This is a genomic window from Rhodopirellula sp. P2, from assembly GCF_028768465.1.
GTDB lineage: Bacteria > Planctomycetota > Planctomycetia > Pirellulales > Pirellulaceae > Rhodopirellula.
Window position 1 is genome coordinate 6138931 of sequence record NZ_CP118225.1, and the last position, 26100, is coordinate 6165030.

The 26100-nt window shown below is 57.9% G+C and carries 19 protein-coding genes and 1 tRNA gene; 12 read left to right on the top strand and 8 right to left on the bottom strand.

What is annotated here, in order from left to right; translation table 11 throughout:
- The first annotated feature begins 10 nt into the window (after positions 1 to 10).
- Together PSR62_RS21610 and PSR62_RS21615 are read left to right on the top strand one after the other, a co-directional pair.
- The gene (locus tag PSR62_RS21610) at positions 11 to 1423 is read left to right on the top strand and encodes a DUF1501 domain-containing protein (RefSeq protein WP_274405052.1); all 1413 of its coding nucleotides are present in this window, start codon (positions 11 to 13) and stop codon (positions 1421 to 1423) included.
- On the top strand, positions 1416 to 2363 hold the full coding sequence (locus tag PSR62_RS21615) for a hypothetical protein (protein WP_274405053.1): 948 nt from the start codon (positions 1416 to 1418) through the stop codon (positions 2361 to 2363). Before PSR62_RS21610 ends, PSR62_RS21615 begins: the two co-directional genes overlap by 8 nt.
- 207 nt (positions 2364 to 2570) lie before the next feature.
- Here PSR62_RS21615 and PSR62_RS21620 read toward each other — a convergent pair whose 3' ends face one another.
- The 3 genes from PSR62_RS21620 to PSR62_RS21630 form a co-directional block, all read right to left on the bottom strand.
- Complete coding sequence (locus PSR62_RS21620; protein ID WP_274405054.1) at positions 2571 to 4403, bottom strand: UbiD family decarboxylase; 1833 nt, start codon at positions 4401 to 4403, stop codon at positions 2571 to 2573.
- Positions 4404 to 4503: 100 nt separating this feature from the next.
- Complete coding sequence (locus PSR62_RS21625; RefSeq protein ID WP_047817299.1) at positions 4504 to 4767, bottom strand: hypothetical protein; 264 nt, start codon at positions 4765 to 4767, stop codon at positions 4504 to 4506.
- 353 nt (positions 4768 to 5120) lie between these two features.
- The gene (locus PSR62_RS21630; RefSeq protein ID WP_274405055.1) at positions 5121 to 6857 is read right to left on the bottom strand and encodes a BBP7 family outer membrane beta-barrel protein; all 1737 of its coding nucleotides are present in this window, start codon (positions 6855 to 6857) and stop codon (positions 5121 to 5123) included.
- 499 nt (positions 6858 to 7356) lie between these two features.
- Here PSR62_RS21630 and PSR62_RS21635 point away from each other — a divergent pair, with 499 nt between their 5' ends.
- The 3 genes from PSR62_RS21635 to PSR62_RS21645 all read left to right on the top strand — a co-directional run bounded on the left by PSR62_RS21635 (position 7357) and on the right by PSR62_RS21645 (position 10386).
- Positions 7357 to 8505 carry a linear amide C-N hydrolase gene (locus PSR62_RS21635; RefSeq protein ID WP_274405056.1) on the top strand — a complete coding sequence of 383 codons (1149 nt, stop codon included), beginning with the start codon at positions 7357 to 7359 and terminating at the stop codon, positions 8503 to 8505.
- A 312-nt stretch (positions 8506 to 8817) separates the two neighbouring features.
- Positions 8818 to 9822: a DUF1559 domain-containing protein gene (locus PSR62_RS21640; RefSeq protein WP_274405057.1), complete on the top strand. Its 1005-nt coding sequence runs from the start codon at positions 8818 to 8820 to the stop codon at positions 9820 to 9822.
- Between the two features lie 48 nt (positions 9823 to 9870).
- Positions 9871 to 10386: a carboxypeptidase-like regulatory domain-containing protein gene (locus PSR62_RS21645; RefSeq protein ID WP_274405058.1), complete on the top strand. Its 516-nt coding sequence runs from the start codon at positions 9871 to 9873 to the stop codon at positions 10384 to 10386.
- 187 nt (positions 10387 to 10573) lie between these two features.
- Here PSR62_RS21645 and hisS read toward each other — a convergent pair whose 3' ends face one another.
- Together hisS and PSR62_RS21655 are read right to left on the bottom strand one after the other, a co-directional pair.
- The gene (hisS, locus tag PSR62_RS21650) at positions 10574 to 11902 is read right to left on the bottom strand and encodes a histidine--tRNA ligase (RefSeq protein ID WP_274405059.1); all 1329 of its coding nucleotides are present in this window, start codon (positions 11900 to 11902) and stop codon (positions 10574 to 10576) included.
- A gap of 107 nt (positions 11903 to 12009) precedes the next feature.
- Positions 12010 to 12501: a YkgJ family cysteine cluster protein gene (locus tag PSR62_RS21655; protein ID WP_274405060.1), complete on the bottom strand. Its 492-nt coding sequence runs from the start codon at positions 12499 to 12501 to the stop codon at positions 12010 to 12012.
- A 65-nt stretch (positions 12502 to 12566) separates the two neighbouring features.
- Here PSR62_RS21655 and PSR62_RS21660 point away from each other — a divergent pair, with 65 nt between their 5' ends.
- The 4 genes from PSR62_RS21660 to PSR62_RS21675 all read left to right on the top strand — a co-directional run bounded on the left by PSR62_RS21660 (position 12567) and on the right by PSR62_RS21675 (position 14885).
- The gene (locus tag PSR62_RS21660) at positions 12567 to 13466 is read left to right on the top strand and encodes a formyltransferase family protein (protein WP_274405061.1); all 900 of its coding nucleotides are present in this window, start codon (positions 12567 to 12569) and stop codon (positions 13464 to 13466) included.
- Between the two features lie 348 nt (positions 13467 to 13814).
- The gene (locus PSR62_RS21665; protein WP_274405062.1) at positions 13815 to 14102 is read left to right on the top strand and encodes a hypothetical protein; all 288 of its coding nucleotides are present in this window, start codon (positions 13815 to 13817) and stop codon (positions 14100 to 14102) included.
- A 364-nt stretch (positions 14103 to 14466) separates the two neighbouring features.
- Positions 14467 to 14661 carry a 30S ribosomal protein S21 gene (gene rpsU / locus PSR62_RS21670; RefSeq protein WP_007338941.1) on the top strand — a complete coding sequence of 65 codons (195 nt, stop codon included), beginning with the start codon at positions 14467 to 14469 and terminating at the stop codon, positions 14659 to 14661.
- A 150-nt stretch (positions 14662 to 14811) separates the two neighbouring features.
- Positions 14812 to 14885: transfer RNA gene (locus PSR62_RS21675), tRNA-Val, on the top strand.
- A 543-nt stretch (positions 14886 to 15428) separates the two neighbouring features.
- Here PSR62_RS21675 and PSR62_RS21680 read toward each other — a convergent pair.
- From PSR62_RS21680 to PSR62_RS21690, 3 genes are all read right to left on the bottom strand, one after another.
- Positions 15429 to 16256 carry a 3-keto-disaccharide hydrolase gene (locus PSR62_RS21680; RefSeq protein WP_274405063.1) on the bottom strand — a complete coding sequence of 276 codons (828 nt, stop codon included), beginning with the start codon at positions 16254 to 16256 and terminating at the stop codon, positions 15429 to 15431.
- 360 nt (positions 16257 to 16616) lie between these two features.
- Positions 16617 to 17792, bottom strand: coding sequence for a patatin-like phospholipase family protein (locus PSR62_RS21685; protein ID WP_274405064.1), 1176 nt, complete (start codon positions 17790 to 17792; stop codon positions 16617 to 16619).
- Positions 17793 to 18030: 238 nt separating this feature from the next.
- Entirely contained in the window at positions 18031 to 20277 is a 2247-nt protein-coding gene (locus PSR62_RS21690) for a sulfatase/phosphatase domain-containing protein (RefSeq protein WP_274405065.1), read from the bottom strand.
- 153 nt (positions 20278 to 20430) lie between these two features.
- Between PSR62_RS21690 and PSR62_RS21695 the strand changes: the two genes are divergently transcribed.
- The 3 genes from PSR62_RS21695 to PSR62_RS21705 all read left to right on the top strand — a co-directional run bounded on the left by PSR62_RS21695 (position 20431) and on the right by PSR62_RS21705 (position 25967).
- A complete protein-coding gene (locus PSR62_RS21695; protein ID WP_274405066.1) occupies positions 20431 to 20904 on the top strand; it encodes a YaiI/YqxD family protein in 474 nt (157 codons plus the stop codon).
- A 180-nt stretch (positions 20905 to 21084) separates the two neighbouring features.
- Positions 21085 to 24630, top strand: a complete 3546-nt coding sequence (locus PSR62_RS21700; protein ID WP_274405067.1) for an amidohydrolase family protein — start codon at positions 21085 to 21087, stop codon at positions 24628 to 24630.
- An 8-nt stretch (positions 24631 to 24638) separates the two neighbouring features.
- On the top strand, positions 24639 to 25967 hold the full coding sequence (locus PSR62_RS21705; RefSeq protein WP_274405068.1) for an amidohydrolase: 1329 nt from the start codon (positions 24639 to 24641) through the stop codon (positions 25965 to 25967).
- Positions 25968 to 26100 lie beyond the last annotated feature (133 nt).

A 26100-nucleotide genomic window follows, 5' to 3' on the forward strand; every position in this document is an offset into this window, starting at 1 on the left:
GAATCACACCATGAATACTTTCACCTCCATTCAGCGGCGCAGCTTTCTCAAACGCGGCACCTACAGCGTCGGCATGGCCGCGCTCGGTTCGATGCTCGCTCGCGAAGGCCAAGCCAGCCAATCCGATTCGCCTCAGCCCCATTTTCCCGGCACGGCCAAAACCGTCATTCACCTTTGCATGGCGGGCGGCCCCAGCCACATGGAATCGCTGGATCCGAAACCAGAACTGGACAAGATCAACGATCAGCCCTTCCCGGCATCGATGACCGACGGCCAGCAGTTGGCCCAGCTTCAAGGCGCGAAGCTGATCGCTCGCGGGTCGTTTTGCAAATTCAAAAAATGGGGCCAATCAGGTCTCGAAATCAGCGAACTGTTTCCGAACATCGGATCCGTCGCGGATGACCTGTGCATCATTCGCTCGATGCACACCGAGCAAATCAACCACGACCCAGCTCATGCATTCATGAACACGGGCTCGATTCAAAAGGGGCGTCCAAGCATGGGCTCGTGGCTCCTGTACGGACTGGGCGCGGAAACGGAGTCGCTGCCTGGTTTCATCGTCTTCACCAGCCAAGGTCGTTACGGAGCCCAACCTGTTTCAGCGCGGCAGTGGAAAGCGGGCTTCCTGCCCAGTCGCTTCCAAGGCGTTCAGTTTCAATCGCGTGGCGACGCGGTTCACTATGTCCGCCCACCAGGCGGCATCACCGACACGACTCAGCGAGCCACGATCGAAGCGGTCAACGCGTTCAACCAAGCCTTGCTGGCCGACCGCGGCGATTCTGAAATTGCGACTCGAATCAGCCAGTACGAGATGGCGTTCCGCATGCAAACGTCGGTGCCTGAACTGGCGGACATGTCGAACGAAACCCAAGAAACGTTGGACCTGTACGGAATCACGAAACCGGGTGATGGATCGTTCGCCAGCAACTGCTTGATGGCTCGACGTTTGGCCGAACGTGGCGTTCGTTTCATCCAGCTTTATCATCGTGCGTGGGATCATCACAGCAACCTGGAAGTCGGCATGAAAGACAGCGCAAAAGCGGTTGACCAAGCCTCGGCAGCCTTGGTCCAAGACCTCAAACGTCGGGGCATGCTGGACGACACGTTGGTGATTTGGGGCGGCGAGTTCGGTCGCACTCCGATGAAACAAGGCTCCGGACGTGATCACCACATCAACGCGTTTTCACTGTGGATGGCCGGTGGCGGCGTCAAAGGCGGCATCTCTTACGGCAACTCCGACGAACTCGGTTACCGCTACCTGAAAGACGGCGAAGAAACTCACGTTCGCGATTTGCATGCGACGATGCTGCACACCTGCGGACTCGATCACATGAAGCTGTCGGCGAAGTACCAGGGTCTCGATGTTCGATTGACCGGAGTCGAACCCGCTCGCGTCTTGAAACCGATTCTGAAAAATGCGTGATCGAACACGACAACATCGCGTGTCTTCCGTCGCGTTCGCGCTGACGAGCATGGTCTTCCTGCACGCCGGTTCGGTGTTGGCCGAAGACGGCAACGCGTTGTTCCATCAAATGCTGAAAGACGGCATTTCGCTGACCGATGACGTCACGGCAAAGATCCCTGCACCGACATTCCTGGGTTCATCCGACGACACCGTGCCTCCAACGGAAGTCGAAAAACAACTGCAAAAGTTGGCTCGCGCCGGTGGCGTGCAACGCTTCATCCGCGACTCTGCGGTTGCCCCCATCGCGATCGACACAGACTCGATTCCCAATTCCGAAGGGCAACGAATCGGGCACCTGCTGGACGTCACCTTCGTGGTGCACGCACCGCTTGATTTGGTGCAAGACTCCGAGGCCTTGAATTCATTGCTGGGAGTCGACTCGCAAGCGGATCAAACGGAGGACGCGGGTGCGGCGAGCAAGGTCAGCCCCGAGGAACTCGCGAAACTCGGAATTGCCCCGCCGACTGAAACAGAATCGTTTGGCAGAATCCGCTTCCCGTTGCTCGACCGAGTCAAGGTGGAGGGCGTGATCCACGCCGAAACGCAGCGTCACATCGAAGGTGACCCAAGTGATTTCGTGACGGTTGCCTGGCACCTGGACCCTCGGTTTGAAAACTCATGGAGTCCCATTGGACGTAACGACCTGGGCCAGGAAACCACGGGGGAAGCGAGGCCGTATCAAGGTCTCGGCGGCCTGATCACGGCAACACGATTGCCGGAAAAGATCGCAGGCGCGGATTCCGAGGCCACCATCGTGCAAGCCCGATTCGTTGTGCACGAACCAGTCGATTGGTTCGGCGGTCGCAATCAATTGCGAAGCAAACTGCCGCTGATCATCCAAGACCGCGTGCGTGACCTGCGCAGAAAACTCGCGGCCAGTCCCAACCAGCCGCGTTAAGCAGGTACGCAGGTGTCATCGGGTATGTGAGCCGTTTGGCGTTAGCCACGGTTCCCACGCAAAACCGGGGCTAACACCCAAACGGCTCACAAGATGAAACCCAATCATTCCTGCGTACCTGCTTCGCATTGCATAAAAAAAGTGGGATAGGCTTCCAGCCAATTGTGGATGGAATGACCAGGACGGAAGCCTATCCCACACCTCAGCTCACAGGTACTTGGCCAGCCCATCGCCACGAGTCGCTCGTGCGTCGACCTTGGCCGTGACCTGTGGGGCTTCCACCAGTGGCGGTGCATGGTGTGGCTTGACGCGTGCATCGATGATCAGTGGCCCTCGACATCCCCAGTGCTTGTCCACGACCTGGACATCAACCCCGTCGACATCCACCGCCGGGTTGCTGCGAGTGAACGTCAGCCACAACCAATTGTTCAATCTCGCGGCTGCGAATTCGGAATCATCACACAGCGTGATCAGCGGCACTCCGGATAGGTCGGCTTGGCCTGCCAGACACTCGGCCAAACCGTGGACGTCCGCCTTCGATGAATCGCCAGTGAATTCCTTGGCGGAAACGGCGATCACACCGGGCATGACCAACTTCGGATCCGACATCCCATCGGGCAAGGACAGGCCCGAGGGGATCTCCGTTGCAAGTTCACGAATTGGTTGCCCCGTTGCGGCGACGACCACTTTCGAACCCTGATTCATCCCCGTGCCGCTGTAGTCGAGCGTGTCGATCGTGGTCTTGGTTTGAAAGTGCAAATCGCGACGCCAATCGACTCGGCGAAGGATGTGCTGCATGAACGCACCAATGTCGTGAATCTTGAGCGAGTCGTCCGGGTCGTCCGTGATCCACAGGTACTTCGCCAACGACAATTGCCCGTTGCCTAGAATGGCGTTGGCCTGAGTCAGCAACTCCTGCGGCTCTTTGGCCTTCAAGTACGGCATGTAGCGTTCGCTGCCGATCGCCAGCAGCAACGGGTGGACGCCCGCCGCATCGACCGCGTGAACCGCTTTCACACCCGGGATGACCGTCGGGATGATTGGATCGGTCAGCTCATGGATCAATTGACCAAACGTCGTGTCTTCTTGCGGAGGCCGGCCGACAACCGTGAACGGCCAGATCGCATCCTTGCGGTGCCAAACGTGATCGACTTTCATGAACGGGAACGGGTGTTCCAGTGAGTAGTACCCCAAGTGATCCCCGAACGGGCCCTCCGGCATGGTCGCGCCGGGATCCACGCGTCCCACAATCGCGAAGTCAGCGTCCGCGTAAACCGGTGCGTGCGAACCTCGAATCATGCGAACTCGTCGCCCGGAGAGAGCCCCCGCGAAGGTCAACTCGGTCAAGCCTTCGGGAAGCGGCATCACGGCCGCCAAACTCATCGCCGGAGAACCACCGACGGTGACCGCCACTGGCAAGGATTCGTTGCGATCCATCGCGGCGCGATGATGCACTCCGATGCCGCGGTGAATTTGGTAATGCAGTCCGACTTCGGTCTCGGGATCGTATTCGTTGCCTGCGAGTTGCACCCGGTACATCCCCAAGTTGACTCGCATCAGATTCTCGGGCGCCGCCGGGTCTGCCGAAAGGACTTGCGGCAACGTCACAAAGGAACCGCCGTCCATCGGCCAGGACTTCAGTCCCGGCAATTCACTGAGCCGACACTGGTTCGCTTGCACAGCCCCTCGGCGAGTGAACCGCGGCAGCATCGTCAGCGCCGTCATCGGCACGCCGGCGTATCGCAGCGGGCTCTTGGGCAGGGCGGATGGATCCAGTTTGACCTCGATCAATCGACGCACGCGTTCCAGCGTGTCACGAAAGAGATAGCGGGCTTGATCCAGCGACGCAAACAGGTTCGACGCCATCGGGAACTTGCATCCACGAACGTTGGTGAACAGGATCGCAGGTCCGCCTCGCAAGTAAACGCGGCGCTGGATCTCCGCCATTTCCAAATTTGGATCGACTTCGTCATCGACCGTGATCAGCCGACCTCCGGCGCGCAGATCCTCCACGACGTCTCGGGTGCTTCGATGTTTCAACGCTTCAGCTTTCAGTTGAGAACCAGAATTCCGATGACTCGCCCGAGCCCTCAGGTGATCACCCGAAAGCGTCAGCGGGAAGCAACTCCGAATCCGCTGGTCATTTGAATTCGTCTTCGAACGCCGCGAAGTCGTCACCGCCTTCGGCGACAAACTCCCCGCCGAAATCATCGCCCTCAGCAGGAACGGCCGCAAATTCATCTCCGTCGACCACTTCGATTTCTTCGGCGTCCGCCATCATTTCTTCTTCGCCTTCGGGCATGGCGGCGACGGCAGGTCGAGGCTTGCGGTTTTTGAATCCAACCACGGCCACCGCCAGGATCATCGTGAGCAAGAAAACGACCCAGCAAATGAAATAGATCATGGGAGACAGGTCAGCCGGAAAAGGAGGGGGTCGTGGAGCGAAACAAGAAAGCAGCCCCACATCCTAATTGCCGCCGGTCGAGTCGGCAAATTTGACTCCCGCAATCGCTCACCGACCACGTTCCACACGTCATTTGTCGAACCGTTCAGCCAACCAGCGTCCCAGTGACAGCCCCCACGTGGGGCTGGTCGTCGGCGTCATGCCCCTGAACCGTCTTCACCTCGCTCCCTGCTCACCTCGCTCCCCTCGAACTCCGTTGGCCTCGGAACCGCAGCCAACAAAGTGCGGCTCAACCGAACATGCGGCTCAGACAAGCGACCAACCAGCTCCAAAAAACCAAATCGGCAGTCCACTCAGTGGGTGTAACTCAGCCCGAAGTGGATGCCCTGCACGTAGAACGTGCTGTCTCGCATCGCCGGCGACGGCAAGACATTGTTGGGGTCGTTGATGTTTCGGTCGAAGATCCCAGAGACCTGAATGGCGTCCGTCATGGCCATCAAGTGATAACCGACCGTGACGTCAAAGTGGTCGAATCGGTGCCAGCCCAAGTTGACGTCCAATTCGGGAACCCAACCAAACGTGTCGCTGGTGAAGGTGCCTTCGTTGGTATCCGCGTCGACAAACAACCCACCATCTTGTGGGGTGTCGGGAGGACCGACCGTTGTACTGCCTTGCCGATCCGCCGTGCGTCGAACGTTTCCAAACGCCGCCTTGGCCAACCAATTGAAGCTCCAGCAACCTTCGCGGTAGCGACCGGCCAAACCAAATTGGGCTCCGTGGAATTCGCTGGTCGCTTCAAAGGAATCGCGAATCGAAATGTAGTTGCCCGCGTCGGCTCCCTCGGTCAGCGTTGAGCTGGACGCGATGTTCAAACCTTCCGACAACCGCATGTATTGGTAACCGTAGAGCACGTCGAACGTGGTTCCCAAACCTCCTCGCCAGAACTGACGCACCGAGATGTCACCACCGTGCAGTTCGCTGTAGGCATTGACGCCGACCGCACCAAAGCGACCGTTGATCGCAGGATCGGCCGGAGCATTTGGGAACACGACCACATTGGAATCTTCCGCGTCGGTTGCGACGTTGAAAAACGGAATCGCGAGCACGTCAAAGTTTCGTTGGTCAGCACCAAAGCTGTAGTTTTCATCACCAGCGACCCAGCCCCGGAAGACCAGACTGCGGCATTGATGGCGGTCCAACCACAGACCGAGTGTCAAACGTCCGCCTGCCGCGGCGTCTTTCAACACAGAATCATTCCCGGCCAAAACCGTTCCGGTATCAAGCGATCCTGTGTTCGGCGAAGTGTCAGTTGTCACCAACGGCGGCAATCGATCGCCTTTGCGGAACATGATCATCAACTCAGCCGAACCAAACCAACGATTCGGATCGACACAAATCGCTCCACCAGACCCGCACAGGCCATCGCAGCCTCCATAGCCACAACTGTCGCAGCCATACGATTCCAGCCCACAACCTGGGCCCTCCAGCCCACAGCTGACATCGAAACCACAACCGCAACCTTCCACTCCACACCCCGGGCCTTCCAGACCACAACCGGGACCGTGCAACGCCATGGGTGTGCCCGATCCGATGATCGTTTCACCCGAGAACGTGGGGTGTTCCATCACGGTGACCGTGCCAGATGTTTTGCGGATGACGCGAGCCGGTCGCATCGAAGCACCGCCAGCGTTCGCATCGCGATCAATCGACATGGCCGAAACAGGCCGGACGATTTGGGCGCTGGCAGACTGAGCGTTCGAGCCGGTTGTTGCGCCGAGCGTTCGCAACTTCAGTCCGCTGGGTTCTTCTAGAACCTGCAAACCGTTGCCACCGGCGTCCGCGGACGCTTCCACGTCGTCATAGACAACTTCGTCGATCTGAATGCGACTGAGCTCCGAACTGGCGTCGGGATACAATTCCCAATCGCTGGTCATTGCCGAGCCACCGCCACGGACGGGTGCTTGATAGGTATCGCGGTCCGGTTTCTTGACTCGGACCTGTGCTGCCAATGGTGAGCATGCCAGGCAAGCCACGAGGACCACACAGTGTTTCGCTAACCGGGGAAGTCGGCGCCAGATCAAAGAGTTCATGGGGTAGTTCGCTTGGATTCAATCGTCGGGGGTAGTCGCGAATCGAAGTGGCCGGCCGGCGTTTCGGCTGCATGTTGTCCACACGCCACCTCGCGCAACACCAGATGCCACGTGAACTGGTATCGGATGAGACGATCGTGACGGTTGAGTCGTTTTGGCAAACTTTGCCGGTTAGGCCACCGAGACGGCCAATGCGAAGTTTCACGCAGCAGAAGTTTCCCGGCCTGAGACCTCGATCCACCCGCCCCCGAAAAATCGATCCGGCCTCGGCTTGGCGAGTTTGCTACCATGAATTCGCGGACCACTCGGTTTCCAAGTCTTCCGCCGCAGCTCACTCCCTCGGGCAACGGAGCTCATCACAAGTTGCGATTTGCACCCTGATTCGCGGATGTCTCGACGACTTTCGTCACCAACGGGACCTGAAAACCAAGCGGTGGCAGACCACGAAACCCACGCGTTCGCCCTTTTCACAGACCACTCACCGCCGGAGTCCCCTGTCATGTGCTCACGTCGAAACAGTCGTCCCGCTCGCTTGTTTCGATCGCTCGCCGGCAAGGGGGCGATTTCAACGCTCGCATGGATGGGGTTCTGGGCGGTCACCGCGGCCCAGCCCGCCGTCGCTTGCACCGTCATGCGACTGAACATACACGGGCAGTTGGTCATCGCACGCAATCACGACTGGCCGTTTGGCGAAGCGCTGGTGATCACCAATCTTCGCGGCATTGAGAAAACATCGCTGGCGCCGATCAAACCCGCGACTTGGACCTCCAAGTACGGCAGCGTTTCGTTCTGCCAATTCGGCCGAGAAATTCCGTTTGCCGGAATGAACGAAAAAGGGCTGACCGTGGACTTGTTGCATTTGCCTCAAGCCACCTTTCCAGATCCCGTGAGCGTCGAGGCAGATCCCGAACTCACCGCGGTCAACGCGATTCAGTGGGTCCAGTATCAACTCGACACCGCCGCAACCGTCGCGGAAGTGGTCGACAGCCTTTCCACCATCGTGCCCATTCCAATGCTTCCGGTGGTCGAAACGGTTCACTACTTCGTCACCGATGCAGGCGGGGATGTAGCGGTCGTCGAATTCATCAACGGCAAAGCAGTGGTTCGGCACGGCGAGGATTACTGCTTGGAAGACGGCAACCCCAAGACGCAAACCTGCGTGCTGGCAAACTCGTCGTGGGAAGACTCCCAAACCAACCAAGTCAACAACACCAGTCTGTTGCGATATGGCCGGGGAGTTCGCTTGGTCGAGATGGCGAATGACTTGGACGATCAACAGCCCCCCATCGACTACGCCCACCGCTGCTTGCAAATGGTGGCGCAAGGCCATTTGACTCAGTGGAATTTGGTCTACCTGCCAGAGGAGCGTCGGATTCATTTTCGAACTCAAACGTCGCCCCAACAACGATGGATCGACCTGGACGATTTGTCCTTCGAATCCGACCAGCCCCCGCAAGCAATCGATATCGACCAAGACATTCGCGGCGATGTGACGCCGCACATGAACGATGTCACTCACGCCGACAACGAGCGGATTGTGAACCACGCGTTTGATCACTTTGTCCCCGCCGGCTTGCCGAGCCTGATGATCAAACAGCTTCTGTTGGACTACCCGAGCAAGCTTCGGGGCCCGCAAACGGCACCTTGAGAGCTCGTTGCAACTCGGGAAGCAAAGTTCCCGAAAAATTCTCGCTTGAAACCGGAACCCCTCCACAGGACTGCTCGCTGCTTTTATGAAGCTGAGCGTGACAGTAGGTGGTCGCTACGCGCGGCCGGCTCCCCCAGTTTGAAAGGCGTTTCGCCGCGCCGAAGCGTTCCCTTCGGTTCACGAAATCTTCACTTTGCGCCTCGCCGTTTCTTCACAGTCGTTTCCTACAGTCCCGCCCAACATCACCCACGGCGGCCCATCAACAAATTCAGTTCCCGCCGTTTCCCCACCCAATCTTGCTGGAAGAAACGAATGACCTGTCAGACGACCCAATCGAGTCGCCGATCCCCAGCCCGCCTGTGCACCGATCACTCCGCCGCCCGCCCCACCACATCGACTCGCGGATTCACGTTGGTTGAACTGTTGGTTGTGATCGCCATCATCGGCGTGTTGGTTGGCTTGCTATTGCCCGCCGTACAATCCGCTCGCGAAGCCGCCCGCCGAATGCAGTGCGGCAACAACCTCAAGCAAATCGGATTGGGGCTTCACGTGTATCACGACACGTTCAACAAGTTCCCCTACGGCTGGGACAACCGCGGCATGACCTGGAGCGGCCACATTTTGCCTCAGATTGAACAAGCCAACTTGTACCAGACCCTGATTTTCCAAGAGTCGGGCCTGGGCAACTGGGCCACCGACGATGGCCCCAACGAAGAAGCTTGTGAAACCGTCATTCCGACCTACCGTTGTCCCAGCATGGCGCTGCCATTGCACATGGATTACAACGGCATTCCACAACGCGTTCCCGCCAGTTACCGCGGCGTCGCCGGGACCTTGGCGACCTCGGATGACACCAGCACCGCGCTGCCCGACACAATCTCAATGGAAAGCTTGGACCAAGACGGCATTTTCTACGCCTGCAGCAAAACCAAGTTCCGCGACATCTTGGACGGCACGTCGAACACGATCATGATCGGCGAAAGCTATAACAACCCGAAGTTCGTCAAAGACGGGCAAGGCATGGACTACTGGTACATCGGTGCTCCTCAAACCGACCCTTGCCGCTGCGACGGCGGAACGGGAGGCACGGAATTCTCGGAAGTCGCCGGTGTGACAATCACTCCGATCAACGCTATCAAACGAGCCCCCTTGATGAGCGGCCGATTGATGGAACTGGCGTTCGGAAGCTACCACGTCGGCGGGGCCCACTTCTTGAAGTGCGATGGCTCGGTGGCATTCCTGACCGAATCGCTGGCAGAAGACGTCTACGACGCTCTCGGTTCACGTGACGGTGGCGAACTCCCCGGCGAAATTTGATTCGCGCCGCCTCTCCATCATTCCATTCAACACTTCTTTGAAACATCCATGATCGTTCTGTACTCAGCAATCAAGCAAGCAGCCGCTCTAGCCCTGGTCGGTTGCCTCGCACTCACCTTGGCAACCAGCACCGGCTGTGGATCAAGTGACAACGCGGATTATGCCTCCATTGGACTGGTTCCGATCACGGGCACAGTCACTCTGGACGGGCAACCTCTCGAAGGCGCCGTCGTGATGTTCGAGGCCCCGGACACGACGTTTTCCTATGGCACCACCAACGCCGATGGCAACTATGAAATCAAATTCAACAGCGAAGTGATGGGTGTTCCACCCGGAGACAAAATAGTGCGAATCAGCACCACCGCGTCGACCGGTGAAGTGGACACCGAAGGCGCTGATGATGATGACGACGACGCAGCTGCTCGACGCAAAAAGAAGAAAAAACGCAATCCCAACGAACAGGTTCCCGAAGCCTACAACGAGGATTCACAGCTCCAAGCCACCGTCAGTGACAGCCAAACGGTGTTCGACTTCGCCCTGAAGTCCGACGGCTCGCCTCTTTGAACGACCGCCTGGCCAGCTCTTTGACTTTGGCGGATCGAGTGACCTGTGTTGGTTGACTCAACGACAACGGGTGCTTCCCAATGGGAGCACCCGTTTTTTCGTACGTTGGTTTCACCGGTGTGTTGGTTTCACTCGTGCGTTGATCTGTTCGTCGGTGTTGATTCGATCGAGAGCGTCCAACCGCGGTCTACGAAGTCACCGCCTGAATTGCCTCGATCAACGCGTTTGGCGAATCATGCGAGTACGCCACATCTTGTGACTCTTTCGTTGCGAGCGTTTTGACTTGCACCGTGCCGGCCTCCCATTCATTGCCGCCCGCGACGATGGCGACGGCGAATCCTTGCGAGTCCGCGTACTTGAGTTGTTGACCAAGCTTCTTGGGCTCCGGGTAAACCTCGACGCCGATCCCCGCCGTGCGAAGCTGCGTCGCCAACTTCAAGTAATCGTCGCGGTGCCCCTTGTCGAAGAACGGAACGAACACAGCACACGGCTTGCTCACACCTGACAATCGGCCCAAGCTTTCCAGTGCGGCGAGCAAGCGGTCCAAACCAAGCGACGCACCGATGCCGGGCAGATGTTGCTTGGTGTACAGTCCCGCCAGGTTGTCATAGCGTCCGCCGCTGCAAACGCTGCCGATGCCAGGCAGGTCATCCAGCGTCGTTTCGAAGATCACCCCGGTGTAGTAATCCAACCCGCGAGCGATCGAGACATCGATTTTCAAACGGTCCGGGCTGACCCCCGATGCCAAGGCACCGCGATAGATCTGGGTCAATCGTTCAATGCCTGCGGCGGCGGTTTCGTTGCCGCCCGTGATCTCGGGCAACGATGCCAAAATGGATTCCGCGTCGCCATCGCATTCTGCCAATCGCAACACCGCGTCGGCTTGTTCGGCCGTCACCCCCGCCGACTCAATCATCTCATTGGCTGTCTTTTCACGGCCGATCTTTCCAAGCTTGTCGAGACTTCGCAGCACCGGAGTCGTCTTGTCACCCAGGCCCAACGATTCCAGCAACCCGGTCAAGATCGCCCGGTTGTTGATGCTGATCGTGAACGCGTCGATCCCGATCGCTCGCAGCAACGCATCGATCACGCAAACCGCTTCGATGTCAGCGAGTTCCGACGTGGTGCCGATCGTGTCAAAGTCACACTGCACAAATTCGCGGTAGCGGCCTTCTTGCGGTTTCTCACCGCGCCAAACCGGAGCGATGTGATAACGCTTGAACGGGGTTCCCAAGGTGCCGATGTGCTGAGCGGCGAAGCGAGCCAACGGCACCGTCAAGTCAAATCGCATCCCCACCGCACGACCGCCGTTGTCTTCAAACGAATAGAGCTGGCGATCGGTTTCATCGCTGCCTTTGCCTGTCAGAATGTCCAGGTGTTCGAGCGTCGGCGTGTCGATCGGAGCGAACCCGAAACTGCGAAACACTTCGCGAGCGGTTTGCATCAATTGTTCCCGCGGGATCATCACGGCGGGCAAGTAATCGCGAAATCCCTTCAGCGTGCGAGGTTGAATCATGGGGGTCGGTGAGTGGGAAGAAGGAAAGTGGAGGGTGTGAGTCGTAGCGGAAGTCGTCAAGACTTTCGGTTGGCATCCAAATTTGCCGAAACTCTTGACGAGTTCCGCTACCCAACGACAGGAAGTCCCGTCGGCCGTCGACTGCGGATCGAGTCAATGTCCCGGTCGGCTCCTTCCGGAAACTGCGGGCCAAACAAGGCGTCGGCGTACTCGTCGATTTGTTCCGGCGTTTCGAAGTACTTCTCGTAGCACCAGTCGTCCTCGAACTCACATTCCTTCGTGGTGTACTCACGACAAATCTGAGGCCGGGTTTCGTAGATGCCGCATCGATGATCGTCTTGCAAGTGCTTGCAAGTCGTGTGAACCAGCAAGTACCAGGTGTCCTCGTCCACAAACACGGTGGCTCGATCGTGCAGCAAATACCACCGCATGAAGTCAAAATCTTTACGCGTCACCGGTTCGTCGATTGGCAGCGCGAAGTAATGACAGCACTTGGCTGTGCAATGATCGCACAAATTTGCATCGGCGGGAAAATCGGATCGGCGACGGCCAGTGACCGAGGGCGGCGTGGCGACGGGCAACTTGGATGCGGTGGGCATGATTGGGTCGAATGTGATAATTTGCAAATTCGTCGGGCCAACAGTTTCCTCGCAAAAGCCTCCACATGGAAGTCGTCATCACCGCCTTGGGACCGGATCACTCCGGTTTGGCAGATCCGATCATTCACCACGTCACCGCACGAGGGGCTCGGATTTCCGAAATCCAGATGTATGACCACGACGAGGAAGAACTTTTCGCGATGCTCTGTCGCCTGCAGTTCGACGCCGGTTCCGATCCGCAGCAATTGCTCACACAGTTGCAGAACGAGATGAAACAAATCGGCGAACACACCGGATTGTCGATCCGGGCCTGGAGCCCCGATGCTCGTTCGAGTCGCCCGCGACTGGCCGTGGCGTGTACGTATGTCGAGCACACCCCACGAGCAGTTCTGGAGGCAGTTGCCTCCGGCCAGATCGCCGCCGAAGTTCCTGTGATCATTTCGAATCGCCAAAAACTGGGCTTCCTCGCGGACGAGTTCCACTCCGATTTCCGGATGATCGGCGATGGCACGGGAGCGGTCGATGACGCCGCACTTCTGGCCACGCTGGACGAATACGACATCGATTACCTGATTCTGGCTCGCTACATGCGAATCCTGCCCGCCGACGCCTGCTGGCAATTCGCAGGCGGACGGATCATCAATCTTCACCACGGGCTGCTGCCTGGTTTCCCGGGATTCCGCCCCTACCACGACGCTCACAACGCTCGGATGCTGACCTTTGGTGCCACCTGCCACTTCATCATTCCCGAACTGGATGCCGGCAATCAAACGATCAACCAGCGAACTTTTTCAGTCGTCCCAGGCACTCCGCTGGACGAAATCATCGCTCAAGGCGAATCCGAGAATGAACCGGCGTGTTTGGTCGAAGGCTTGCGCCGCGTGATCGATCGCGAAGTCCACCTGCACTTTCACCGCGTCGTGCCCCGCAAGGATGTGGTGACCGAGGCCAGAAAAGCGCGGTAGCTTCGTTGCCAGGTTGAAAACTTTTGGCCAACCCGGCGTTTTTTCCTGAAGCTCCCGCAATTGGGGACGAGCAACGCGGATGAACCGTCTGAGCGACTGGAGTGGCTCCCCCCGTCTAATCGCGCAAGACTGCCACAACGGGTGCAATAGGAATGAATTTCAATCGGGTTGGCCGCACGACCGGACCTGAACCAGATCGCCCCGAAGATTCTCCGCCCGGCGCGTCGATACCGTCGGCGTCTGATGCTCGCAGTGACCAGATGGCCCCTGTCACCCAGGGACAAACTGTCACGCCGTGGAGGTGTGACACCATCGGCATCGGACTCCCCGTTGGACGAAAGGATGTTGATGATCGGGTATTCTCTCGAAACGATCGATTTGCCGCTACTGCGTCGCCAAGTCGAAGACAAACTGTGCGAACTGGGACACCTCGAGCCCCATCAATTCCCGCTGACTCAGCGGGAAGTGGTTCGGCGGGGAGCCACCTGCGGCCTGTATTTCTGCTTGCACGGCCCCCGGAGTGTCAAACTCACTGCAATCGCCGACCTGAAAACCAAATCCATGGTTTATTACGGCGTGGACGGAATCCGGTGTGAAACGGTTCCCATGGAAAACCTCACGCGGGCGGCTGCCTGAACCCGATAAACCACAAACTGGTGAATCACGCCTTGGGAAACAAGCGTCTTGGCGGCCCCGCATGCTTGCGAAGCCGCCGTTCAAGGCTCGATGAACCAAGCTGATTCAGCGACGCCAAAACGCCCAGGTTCACGCACGATCGAAACAGTGGTTTCAGATCAAGGTTGAAAGCGGCGTTTTCGGCATAAAACGGCCGTACTTTCCGTTTCCTCGGTTGTGGGGTGCGGTGTTAGGTCGTTATGATTCGCGGCCTTCACCGCGGCGAGTGTGGTATTTACTGCTGCTCGGACGCGACACTTCATTCCTCGACTTGGAGGATTTGGACCATGCAAACGATTGAATTGAAAGGGTTTACGGAGCGGCAATGGTAAAGTTATTGGTGCGTGATCGGGAAACGATTCAGGAGGCAGTCCGCCGGTTTAGAAAATTGGTCGAGCGAAGCGGTATCAAAAAAGAGATGCGTCGCCGCGAGTTCTACGAAAAGCCCAGCGAAACCAATCGCCGCGCCCGCCTGCGTGCCGAACGCCGCAACAAACGCACCCGCATGTTGTCCCGCTGATCGGTTGTCGCACGTCGAGCCAAGACTGTGTGAACAGAGCCATCAGCCCCGAGACAATCCGTTGCTCAAACGGAACCTGCCGGATGGCACAGGCCTGGACTGCTGAACCAGTCCGGGCACACCCTAAAAAAAGTCCCTGACTTTTTGAAAGGGCGATTAGCTCAGTTGGCTAGAGCGCCTCGTTTACACCGAGGATGTCGGGGGTTCGAGTCCCTCATCGCCCATGCACTCAAGCCCCGCTAATAGCGGGGCTTTTTTCATGCGCCCACAACGCCACCCGCTCAACAGGCCCGAAGGGCTGACAGATCCATTGCCGGGGTCGTCAGGCCCCGGAACGGTGAACCACCAGAAATGTCCCAAGTCCCGGAGGGGCGGCACAGCTCTCACGCCCAAAAGCACGCGGGCTCCTTCCCCATCAGTTGCAGCCACCGTTTACCCAATCTGCGATCGCGTTGGACGACTCGAAAATTTCGCCCCAGCGCCTCCTCCATAAGGTGCCACCCACCATACGGGATTTCTCTGGAGACAGACGCGCTGTTGTTTGTAGGCCAGGTCCCACCTGGCACGGGTGACTGGCCGATTGAAATCCCACGTCGATGTCACGTGGAATGGTGCAAATGCCTCGCTTTGTTCCAAAGCATTGGCGTGGTTGCCAGGTGGAACCTGGCCTACATCTCAAGAACCCCGCCCGCTGCAAACGGGAGGACCTCTCGGATGGTGGGTGGCACCTTACGGTACAAGAAAAGACTGACTCACACCCGTCGATCTCACCTGGACTCTGCAGCTTCGAGCATTGCCTGCACGCGTTGCTGCTCCTTCGCCAGTGCTGCTGGCGGAATTGACATCGGCTGGAAATCGAGCGATGGGCGAAGGGTCTCCCCACTTGGAATTTCTCGCCAACGTAGATTGCGATACCAAACCGGCTGACCATGATCCTGAAGCCAAAGCTCGCCTCCACGACCAGTGAGATCGCCACCCCGGATCGCCAACAACTTCACCATCTCGCCCCACTTTGGATCCGTGTAGTCAAAGTCCAAAACCTTTTGACCGTTGAGCCAATGCTGAATCACAGTTCCTTTGCAAACCACCCTCCCTCGATTCCACTCGCCCACGGGACGCGTTGCATCCCTGGAAGGCGCCATGCAGAAGAACAATGAAGCTGCCGCTTGCCGTGGATTCTCTCCGTAGGGGCTGTCCACGTTGTCAAGCACTTGATATTCGACCTGACCGGGCCGGTAATAGACGCCGCTGTTGCAAGCCTTGGAAACTTTCCAATCGAACCGAAGCTCGAAGTCATCCGGAACGGATTTGCGTTTGTAAGTGAGTGGCCCACCGTCGGCGGCGCGAAAGAACGCCCCGTTTTCGATTCGCCAGTTGCCACTGTGCTCCCAACCGTCGAACGATTTGCCATCAAACAGCTCAACAAAGCCCTGGAGGCCATCGGCTTGCTTGGCCTGGGCACCCGCCCCCGAAGGAGATGCCGCAGTGACAGTGCTGTCCGCGGCGCTCGCAAGCGAGCACGCCAAGACGCTCGCAATCCAGAACACCGCTTCGGGCAACAGGAAGTTCCGACAGAGTTGCTTCGAGCACGTCACGGCAAGTCCTAGGCTACAAAAGGGAGAGACACACAAACGTCGTCCACTTTACCAGCCCTCCCTAGCAGCGGGAAGCAAAACAACAGCAGACCGCTTCCCACCGAGCCCCAGCGGCGGAATTGAACTGATCCTTCGCGACCCCTCGCGAAGGAAAAATGCGGCTTGGTCTGCGAGCGGAGTCCCGCGATCAAAAAATCGCTGCATCGAAACAACCACAAGCCCCCAGCGACAAGGACCGGCTTGAACTGCATCACCACAAAGGTGGTCGATGACGAGTTGCCTGCGATGCTCTGAAGCATCCGAAATCCAGAGCGATTGAATCTCTGCGTTCGTGCAAATCTGGCGTTGATGCGGCTCCGCTCACGCGGCCCGCAAGAGAACGCGACTGCGGGGGATTCGGTCAAGCGATTCGCCGCCGTAGCGAGCCAGCGTTCCGTTGGCGACTTCGTAGCCATGCCGAAACAACAGACTGAACTCTTGATGATTCAATCGGCGAAGCGTCGTCTCAATCCTGGAGACGCGATCGACTTCGTCGTCCGTGAGCGAGGGCTGCTCGGTCCAGTGGGATTCGCGAATTCCGGAAGTGCTGGCAGAGCCATCCGAGGGCTGGTGGGCCCGCAGTGTGGATCGCTTGCTCTTCAGGCCGAGTCGCAAGTACGCGCCGCTGCCGGGGTTTTTCTTGAAGTGGTCGATCAACATCCGGGCACGGAGACTGCGGACTTGATCGGTGGCCACGTCGACCAGTCGCATCGAGGCTTTCAGGTACCCGGGACGCCACTTGGACCGCCGTGATTCACTCCCCAGTGGTCGCGAGGCATCGCAGACGATCAGAAAGTCGGTGCCGTCGACCAAACCAGTGCCGGGCTTGAACAAGGCTTCCACACCGAGGTTGTCATACACGCCGCCATCCCAAAGGTGCAGCCGCTTGTACTTGGCAGGGATGGAGTGCCATTCATCGTTCCGCATCTCCTGCCAGCGATGGTGCTTGGCTTTCACAATCAACGGGCCGATCAAACCTGGCACGGCAGCCGAGGCGGCCAGTGCGTGCGAAAGTCGAAACTTGGGATCCACGATGTACTTGGTTTGGTAGTCGCCCATCAAATCACGCTGAAACCGCCAGTTCTTTCCCGTTTGATAGCAAGTCGCGTTGATCAGCCAGCGAGGTGATTCAGGCAGGTCGGACAAATCACCGTGGATTTGCCAGCGGCGTTCCAGCTCGTCCCCCAAGACTGCAGCACGACCACTGAGAATTTGCCAGGGGAACATCAACGACTTGATCACGTAGGATCGCTGCAGGTTCTGGGTGGTCAGCAGACGCAGGATTTTTGGAACGACTTCGTGCAAGTATTCTTCGCTGCTGGGCCAACGATGGTTGGTCGTGGCGAACACCAATCCTGCCGCGAGGCTGCCACCGGAAACGCTGGAGATCATCCGGACATGTCCCAACAGGTCTTCTCGCGCGAGTCGCGCCAACACGCCCAGGTGAAACACAGTGGCACGAACGCCACCACCGGAGAAAGCCAGGGCGATTTTCATCTTGGATTGCGAGTCAATTTCCGGAAAAACGGGGCAGAATGTCTCCCCGAGATTACCGGCAAACGCGGCTTCATCGCCACGGCAATCCGTCGGATTTGATTGGCGAGGGAATGTGGCTAGCCACGGAAATCGCACGAAAAAAGGGCACCCATCGAAATGGATGCCCTGAATGGGGTTGCCCGAACTTCACTTCGTTCAGTTCGGAGAGGACGATCACAGGCTGGAAGCCGATGCCACTTTAGAGGCCCAGCGACTGGAGCGTCGGTGCCAAGGCGTCGGCCCAGATCTCGTACCCCTTTTCGGACAGGTGCAAGTGATCGGGCATGATCGCGGGATCGATCGTGCCGTCTTCGTTGAGGAAGTGATCGCCCAAGTCGACGTAAACGATGTTCTCGCCATCCGCCATCTTCGCGATCCGATCGTTGACGGCGATGTTGTTCAGTCGCATCAAGTCCATCTTGGTTTTGCCTCGCGGCAGGATGGCTTGCAACACGATCTTGGTGTTCGGCAATTTCTCTTGCAAGATCGACAAGATCTCCTGCACACCTTCCGCGATTTGGGTTGGGTCCTGCATGAAGTGACCGGTGTTATTAGTGCCGATCATCAACACAGCGACTTCGGGTTGGATCTTGCCGAGGTTGCCGTGGGTCAAACGCCAAATGATGTGCTCGGTGCGATCGCCGCCGATGCCCAAGTTGATGGTGTCCAGCTCAGCGTAGTTGTCCTCCCAGACCTGCTTGCCGCGGCCTTCCCAGCCTTGGGTGATCGAATCACCGATGAAGGCCAGTTTGGGTTTGGCGGTCTTTGCCAGCTTGGACATCGCCATGTTGCGTTTTTGCCAGCCTGGTTCGTCGCCACGCGTGGCGGGGATGACGGCGGTGTTGACGTCATACAAATCACGCAGGTCGACGTAACGTTTTTTCAAGCCGGCCAAAATGTCAGCGTAAGCGGGATCATCGTGGACCGACTTCATCTCCGTAGGATCCGTTTCTAGATCAAACAGGTTCCACTCGCGGCTTCGCGGGAAAAACATCAGCTTGTAGCGTTCGGTGCGCACGCCATCATGAACGGGGACCATGTGGACGGCCGCGTTCTCGTAGTAGGCGTAGTACACCGCGTCTCGCCAAGTCGACGAAGCTCGGCAGCCGTCTTTCATCATCGAGACCATGCTGCGTCCCTGAATGGCCTCGGGGATTTCTGCCCCGGCAGCTTCCAGGAACGTGGGAGCGTAGTCGATGTTTTGGATCGGAGCGGTGCTTTCGGTGCCGGGTTCGATCACACCGGGCCAGCGAATCAGGAACGGCATGCGAAGCGATTCTTCGAACATCCAACGTTTGTCGTACCAGCCGTGTTCGCCGAGATAGAACCCTTGGTCGCTGCTGTAGATCACAATCGTGTTTTCGGCGAGCCCTGATTCATCGAGGTAGGCAAGCACTTCGCCGACACTGTCGTCCACCGCTTGCACGGTACCCAGATAATCCTTGATGTAGCGTTGGTACTTCCATTTGGTGATGTCTTTGCTGGACAGTTTGCCAGCCTTCATGTCGGCGATGAACTTTTGGTTTTCGGGTTCGTAAGCGGCGTCCCACGCAGCTTTTTGTTCGTCGTTCATGCGGCGATATTCGGCGTTGCCCAGACGCGGCAAGAACTGTTCGGGGAACAAGCTCTCGCCATGGAACTTCATGTCGTGGCCCCAATAGAAATGGTTTTCCAGGGACATTTCGCTTTCGTGCAGCAGTTTTGAGCGGCCCGAGTAATCATCGAACAAGGTTTCCGGTTCGGCCACGTCGACGCCTTTGTACAAGTCGAAGTGACGTGGTGGAGGCGACCAGTTTCGGTGAGGAGCCTTGTGCTGGCACATCAACACGAACGGTTGGTCTTTGTCGCGATCGTTCTGCAACCAGTTCAGCGTGTTCTCGGTGATGATGTCCGTGACGTAACCGGTGTACCGCTTGCGTGATCCATCCATTTGGATGAAGTCGGGGTTGTAGTAGTTGCCTTGTCCGGGAAGGATTTCCCAGTGATTGAACCCCACCGGATCGGTGCCCAAGTGCCACTTGCCGATCAGTGCGGTTTGGTAGCCAACGTCTTGCAGCAATTTCGGAAACGTGACTTGCGATCCATCGAAGCGATTGCCGTTGCGAAGGAAACCGTTGATGTGGCTGTGCTTGCCCGTCAGGATGCAGGCCCGTGATGGACCACAGATCGAATTGGCACAGAATGAGTTGTGAAAAACCGCGCCTTCATTGGCGATTCGATCCAGATTCGGCGTTTGATTGATTTTGGATCCATACGCGCCGATGGCTTGCAACGCATGGTCATCGGAAAACACAAAGACGATGTTGGGCCGCTTGGCTTTGGCGGGTTCATCGGCCGAGCTTGCAAGGGGCAGAATGCCGCCGAGCAACGCGGATGCGATGAGGGCGAACGCGACGTGGCGCGGTGTCCTGCGGGGAACGTGGCGAGAAACCAGGGGTTGATTCATGGTGATGCCGGAGTCAGAGGTGGGAAGGTCGGTTGGAAGCGGCTAGTTTAAACCGAAATCAAAACTCTGTTGTGACGCCTTCGGGTGTTTCTCGGTCATCGATTGGGTGAATCCAGCACAACGGAACAGACATCCACACCGGAACCTGATGAAGTGAAAATTTGGATCGATGCGGATGCCGCACCGCGAGACGTGAAAGACGTTGTGTTCCGTGCCGCAAAACGTTTGGATGTGGTAACGATTTTGGTCGCGAATGCACCTGTTGGAGTGCCCGCCAACGCGACGACCGTTCGGTCCGTGGTGGTCCGCGAGGGAGCCGATCAAGCGGATCGGTACATCGTCAACCACGGCGAGAAGGGGGATTTGGCTGTCACGGCGGATTTGCCATTGGCGGGAATGCTGGTGGAAAAGGGTTTGTTCGTGATCGATCCACGCGGCGAAGAGTATTCTCCCGCGACCATCACCAGTCGCCTTTCGATGCGGAATTTCATGGATGATCTTCGCGGTGCGGGCGTCGAAACCGGCGGCAGCGCTCCCTATGGCCCCAAGGACAAAAAGGCGTTTGCTTCAACCTTCGATCGGTTGCTCACCAAGGCTCTGCGGAGGGCTCAAGCGTCCTCGGAGTGAGCGGTTCGCGTTGAAGCCCAGGAGCGATTATCCTGCGACGGCCCAATCTGTTCTCGACCGTTGCGTTTCTGGCGGACCTTTCGCGCTCGGTGCAGACGGATTGCATGTGCCTGGCGATCGTTGTCCGCAAACCTCAATCGAGTGAGTTCATTGAGATCTACCAATTGTTTGGGTCGGCTGATGCTGACCATTTCGGTGGCGTGTCTCGCCGTCGTTGCTCACGGCCAAGACCTTCGTGGAGTCGCCCCCGTCGTAGGGCTTCGCACCCATTCTCCCACCGACGTGTTGCTGACCGGAGCAACGCTGGTGGCCAACCCCGATCACTACTTGAAAGACCTGGGGTCGGAGGATTCAGCCAAGGACGCCGATGAAAATCCGTCCACGGGCGATGTACTGATTCGCGCGGGTCGCATTGTTGCGGTGAGTGATTCGATTGAACCGCCACCTGGGTGTCGCGTGGTGGATTGCTCGGGCAAGACCATTTACGCCGGATGGATCAACGCTTGGCAAGAGGTTCCCAGTGACTCATTGACCTCGGGCGATGACTATTGGAATGCAAATATCGTGGCCAATCGCGAGGTTCGCGATTTATCGAGCGTTCCAGATGCTGGCAAGCTTCGCAGCCAAGGATTCACGACGACGGTGCTGGCACCGAAAGGACGCATCATTGGCGGGCAGCCTTCGGTGTGGTCACTGAATGAATCCAAAGACGATGCCGACAACGCCCACGCAGGACCGCAACGCATTGCGGATTTGAAATGGATGACGGCGGCGCTGTCCGTGCCGCGCGGAAATGATTCGGGTGAACGCTATCCCAACTCACCGATGGGCGCGGTGGCACTGCTTCGCCAGTCGCTGTACGACGCGCAGTGGTACCGCGATGCGTCGGCGGCCCATGACGCGAATCCTTCGCTGCCGCAACCGGATCACAGTGAAACCTTGCAAACATTGCATCAGGCTTTGGTTGGATCGACGTTCGTGTTCGATTGCCCAAACGAACGGATGGCGCTGCGAGCTCAGAAAATCGCGAACGAGTTTGCGCTGCGATCCATCGTCCGCGGATCGGGCCGCGAATACCGCGAGGCAGAAGCGATCGCGGCTCTGGATCGCGTGCTGCTGTTGCCGCTGGATTTCCCCGAGGCTCCCGATGTGGCGACGCCCGAGTCCGCTCGTGAAGTGGACCTGGTCAACCTGATGGACTGGAAGTTTGCACCTACCAACCCAGCCGAAATGATTCGCCAAGGCGCGACGATTTGTTTGACCACAGACCGCTTGGAAGACCCGGGCAAGTTTCTGGCTCGTTTGCGGACCGCGGTGAAGCGAGGGTTGTCACGCCGCGACGCGATTGCCGCGCTCACAACCACGCCCGCAGGATTGCTGGGATTGGAGCGATCGCATGGCCGGATCGCCGCTGGGATGTCCGCGAATCTGATTGTCGCGAGCGGGGATCTGTTCGAGAAAGACACCAAAGTTTGGAAGGTGCTGGTCGACGGCCAAGAGTTTGTCGTCAACGAGGAACCCGAAACCAAAGTTGCGTCGTTGGTCGGAACGTGGAAGCTTCGAATGCCGGCAGATTCGGCGACGCAAGTCGAGCTCTCGATCGAACAAAAAGACGGCCGTTTGTCGGCGGAATTGATCGGCACCACACCTACCGAAGAGACGAACGAAGAATCGGTTGGTGGTGAACAAGCGAGCGACAAAGCGGACGACGAAGAGTCGGACGCTGATGGCGATTCGGATCTCTCGGACGAAGCTGAACTGGAAGAGCAAGACTCAGACGAGAAGCAAAAGGAGGAACCCAAGGAACAGACCAGCAAGCAAAAGCTCAAGAAGATCGTGCAGCGATTGGATCAGTTCGCTGCCCAGATCACTTGCGATCATCCGGAAGACGCGTTGTGTCAGGCCCTTGGATTGCCCGCAGGCACGCACCGAGTGGTGATTCGCTCAGCCGCCAAAGCATTGGAGGAGGTCTCCGAATCGGAACCCTTGTCAATCGAGTTCTATCCAATCGGGAAGCCAGCACGACGCTTTGAGACCAGTTGGGTGGAACCTGAAACGGACGAGACACCCAAAGAAGAACCAGCGGATGAAGAGACGTCTGATGACAAGGACGATGAAGGCGACCAAGTCGAAGATTCAAAGGACGCTGATGCCGAGAAGCCTGCCGAAGGTGAGTTGGCATCGTCGGAACCCGAGCAGGGATTCGACGCATCCGATGCGGAAGAGCCTGTTGTTGACGAACTTCAACTTGTTCGCCCCCTCGGTGTTTACGGACGACGCGAACCAGTCGCTCCAGTGACACGAGTTTTGTTCCAAGGGGCTCTGGTTTGGACGTGTGAAGATCGCGACGACCTCCGAGTGCCAGAGACACCGATGGATATCTTGGTCGAAGACGGCCGGATCGTCGCTGTCGACGAACACATCGCCGTGCCGGTTGGTGAGGATTGCACCATCATCGATGCAGCGGGCAAACACATCACTCCGGGGTTGATCGATTGTCACTCGCACGCGGCAACCGACGGAGGCATCAACGAATCTGGACAAGTCGTCACATCTGAAGTTCGAGTCGGTGACTTCATCGACCACACCGACATCACGATCTATCGGCAACTCGCCGGTGGGGTGACGACCGCGAATATCTTGCATGGCTCCGCGAATCCGATCGGAGGGCAGAACCAAGTCGTGAAGTTCCGTTGGGGAGATTCGATGGACGACTTCCGGTTCCAGGACGCTCCGCTGGGAATCAAGTTCGCTCTCGGCGAAAACGTCAAGCGAAACACGTCACGATATCCCAACACACGAATGGGAGTCGAGCAATTGCTTCGCGATCAATTCTTGGCGGCCCGCGAGTATGCAGCCGCACATCGTCGCTGGAGTTCAGGGCAGCGTGACACGCTGCCGCCACGAGTCGATTTGCAACTTCAGACGCTGGTGGAGATTCAGGACGGCAAACGTTGGATTCACTGTCACAGTTATCGCCAGGACGAGATCATGGCGACGCTGGATGTGCTGGATGAATTCGGCATTCGGATCGGATCGTTGCAGCACATCTTGGAAGGCTACAAAGTGGCTGACCGGATGGTGGAGCACGGTGCAATGGCGTCCTCCTTCGCGGATTGGTGGGCCTACAAGTTCGAGGTCTACGATGCGATTCCTTACAACGGTGTTTTGATGCACAACAAAGGCATCGTGGTTTCTTACAACAGTGACGATGCTGAAATGGGACGGCACCTCAACACCGAGGCTGGCAAGGCGATCAAGTACGGCGGCGTGCCACCGACAGAAGCATTGAAATTCGTCACGCTGAATCCAGCCAAGCAACTTCGGATCGAGGACCGCGTGGGATCGATCGAAGTCGGCAAGGACGCGGACTTGGTCGTTTGGAGTGGTCCTCCGATGTCGACCACCTCACGTTGCGAACAAACCTGGATCGACGGTCGTCCGATGTTCCGACTGGAGGACGAGGCGAAGCTACGTGCTCGCGACGAGGCTTGGCGGAACGAATTGATCCAAGAATTGCTCGATGGCAAACCCAAGTCCGATTCGGACGAACCGACCGAGGACGACGACGAGAAAGCATCGGCAGACCATCAAACGATGGAACTGGAAGAGGAGGACCGTTGGCTACGTTACGACGAGTACTGCAATTCTCGCGGTGCTCAACAAAGTGTTCAACAAAACGCCCAGCAAGCTGCGAAGTCACAACGATCGGAGGAAGTCCAATGAGCTACTGCATGAAAAAGGTTCGTCTGAACAACCGGTCGTTGTCGACGTTGCTTGTCTCCGCATTCGCGGTGATGGGCAGTCTGAGTGGCTGGCAAGCCAACGTCAGGGCGCACGATATCGTTCCTGGTTCTCCTCAGAGCCAACCCATCGTGATTCGCAACACCACGCTGCACTTGGGCAACGGCACGATCGTTTCCAATGGCTCGCTTCTGTTTGAGAACGGAATGATCAGCGAGGTCGGGGATTCAGTCCGGTTACCGGATTCGGCTCGCGTGATCGATGGAAAGGGCAAACACGTGTACCCAGGTTTGATCGACTCGTACACCGACATCGGCTTGCGAGAAATCACGGCGGTGGATGTCACGGTCGACAATGTCGAACGCGGCGAACTGAATCCGAACGTTCGCTCCTGGGTCGCATTCAACCCGGACAGCGAATTGATTCCGGTGGCGAGATCGGGCGGCGTGATGTTGGCACACGTCGTTCCTGGTGGCCGTTTGTTGCAAGGACAATCCGGCGTGATGCAGCTGGATGGTTGGTCGTACCAAGACATGTTGGTCAAAGGCCCAGCTGGTTTGGCTGTGAACTGGGAATCCGTGGTGCCTCGCGGTGGTGATTCCAAGGAGAAGGCCAAACGATACGACGAACAGATTCAGGAACTGGATGATTTGTTCGAGCGAGCCCGGCGGTATGGTGAATCGATCGAGGCGGACGACAGCGGTCCCACCGATTTGCGTCTGGAAAGCTTGCTTCCGGTGATTCGTGGTGAGCGTCCCGTGTTCGTTCAAGCAGATCGCTTGGGCGCGATCGAATCCGCGATTTCGTTCTTCACCTCGCGGCGGATTCCGATGGTGCTGTGTGGCGGTGCCGATGCGATGCACTGCGTCGATCGTTTGGCGGCTCATGATATCCCGGTGATTCTGATTGCCACCTATCGATTGCCGCGTCGGCGTTCGGACCCGGTCGGTGCACTGTATTCCTTGCCGGCACAGTTGCGTGAATCCGGCGTGCGATTCGCGATTGCCGGCGAAGGGGCTGGTTATCCAGGCGGCGCATCGAATCTTCGTAACCTGGCGTACCAAGCCGGTGTGGCGGTCGCGCATGGCTTGCCGCGTGAAGAAGCCGTTCGAGCGATCACGCAGTCTCCCGCCGAGATCCTTGGCGTTGCCGATTTGGTCGGGACTTTGGCGACGAAGCATCATGCGACGCTGATCATTGCCGATGGAGATGTCTTCGAATCGGGGACACGAGTGGTGGATGCTTATGTGCAAGGTCGCCAAGTTGACTTGGGCAACAAGCACAAGCAGTTGTACCGCAAGTACGAACAACGGCCCTGAAGCAACGTCTGTCATGAGAACGCGGCCCAGCGATCCGGGGCCTGACGACCCCGGCAATGGATCTGCCGACCCTCCGGGCCTGGTTGAACCGAACGATGGTGACGGGCAGCATCCGACGACCCGGTGGCAAGAC

What these genes read in the sequence shown, in the direction of transcription:
- rpsU (WP_007338941.1), top strand. Translation starts at nt 14,467, where the DNA reads ATGGTAAAGTTATTGGTGCGTGATCGGGAAACGATTCAGGAGGCAGTC.
- PSR62_RS21705 (WP_274405068.1), top strand. Translation starts at nt 24,639, where the DNA reads ATGAAAAAGGTTCGTCTGAACAACCGGTCGTTGTCGACGTTGCTTGTC.
- PSR62_RS21690 (WP_274405065.1), bottom strand. Translation starts at nt 20,277, where the DNA reads ATGAATCAACCCCTGGTTTCTCGCCACGTTCCCCGCAGGACACCGCGC.
- hisS (WP_274405059.1), bottom strand. Translation starts at nt 11,902, where the DNA reads ATGATTCAACCTCGCACGCTGAAGGGATTTCGCGATTACTTGCCCGCC.
- PSR62_RS21630 (WP_274405055.1), bottom strand. Translation starts at nt 6,857, where the DNA reads ATGAACTCTTTGATCTGGCGCCGACTTCCCCGGTTAGCGAAACACTGT.
- PSR62_RS21700 (WP_274405067.1), top strand. Translation starts at nt 21,085, where the DNA reads ATGCTGACCATTTCGGTGGCGTGTCTCGCCGTCGTTGCTCACGGCCAA.
- PSR62_RS21660 (WP_274405061.1), top strand. Translation starts at nt 12,567, where the DNA reads ATGGAAGTCGTCATCACCGCCTTGGGACCGGATCACTCCGGTTTGGCA.
- PSR62_RS21615 (WP_274405053.1), top strand. Translation starts at nt 1,416, where the DNA reads ATGCGTGATCGAACACGACAACATCGCGTGTCTTCCGTCGCGTTCGCG.
- PSR62_RS21685 (WP_274405064.1), bottom strand. Translation starts at nt 17,792, where the DNA reads ATGAAAATCGCCCTGGCTTTCTCCGGTGGTGGCGTTCGTGCCACTGTG.
- PSR62_RS21635 (WP_274405056.1), top strand. Translation starts at nt 7,357, where the DNA reads ATGTGCTCACGTCGAAACAGTCGTCCCGCTCGCTTGTTTCGATCGCTC.
- PSR62_RS21625 (WP_047817299.1), bottom strand. Translation starts at nt 4,767, where the DNA reads ATGATCTATTTCATTTGCTGGGTCGTTTTCTTGCTCACGATGATCCTG.
- PSR62_RS21665 (WP_274405062.1), top strand. Translation starts at nt 13,815, where the DNA reads ATGATCGGGTATTCTCTCGAAACGATCGATTTGCCGCTACTGCGTCGC.
- PSR62_RS21655 (WP_274405060.1), bottom strand. Translation starts at nt 12,501, where the DNA reads ATGCCCACCGCATCCAAGTTGCCCGTCGCCACGCCGCCCTCGGTCACT.
- PSR62_RS21640 (WP_274405057.1), top strand. Translation starts at nt 8,818, where the DNA reads ATGACCTGTCAGACGACCCAATCGAGTCGCCGATCCCCAGCCCGCCTG.
- PSR62_RS21610 (WP_274405052.1), top strand. Translation starts at nt 11, where the DNA reads ATGAATACTTTCACCTCCATTCAGCGGCGCAGCTTTCTCAAACGCGGC.
- PSR62_RS21645 (WP_274405058.1), top strand. Translation starts at nt 9,871, where the DNA reads ATGATCGTTCTGTACTCAGCAATCAAGCAAGCAGCCGCTCTAGCCCTG.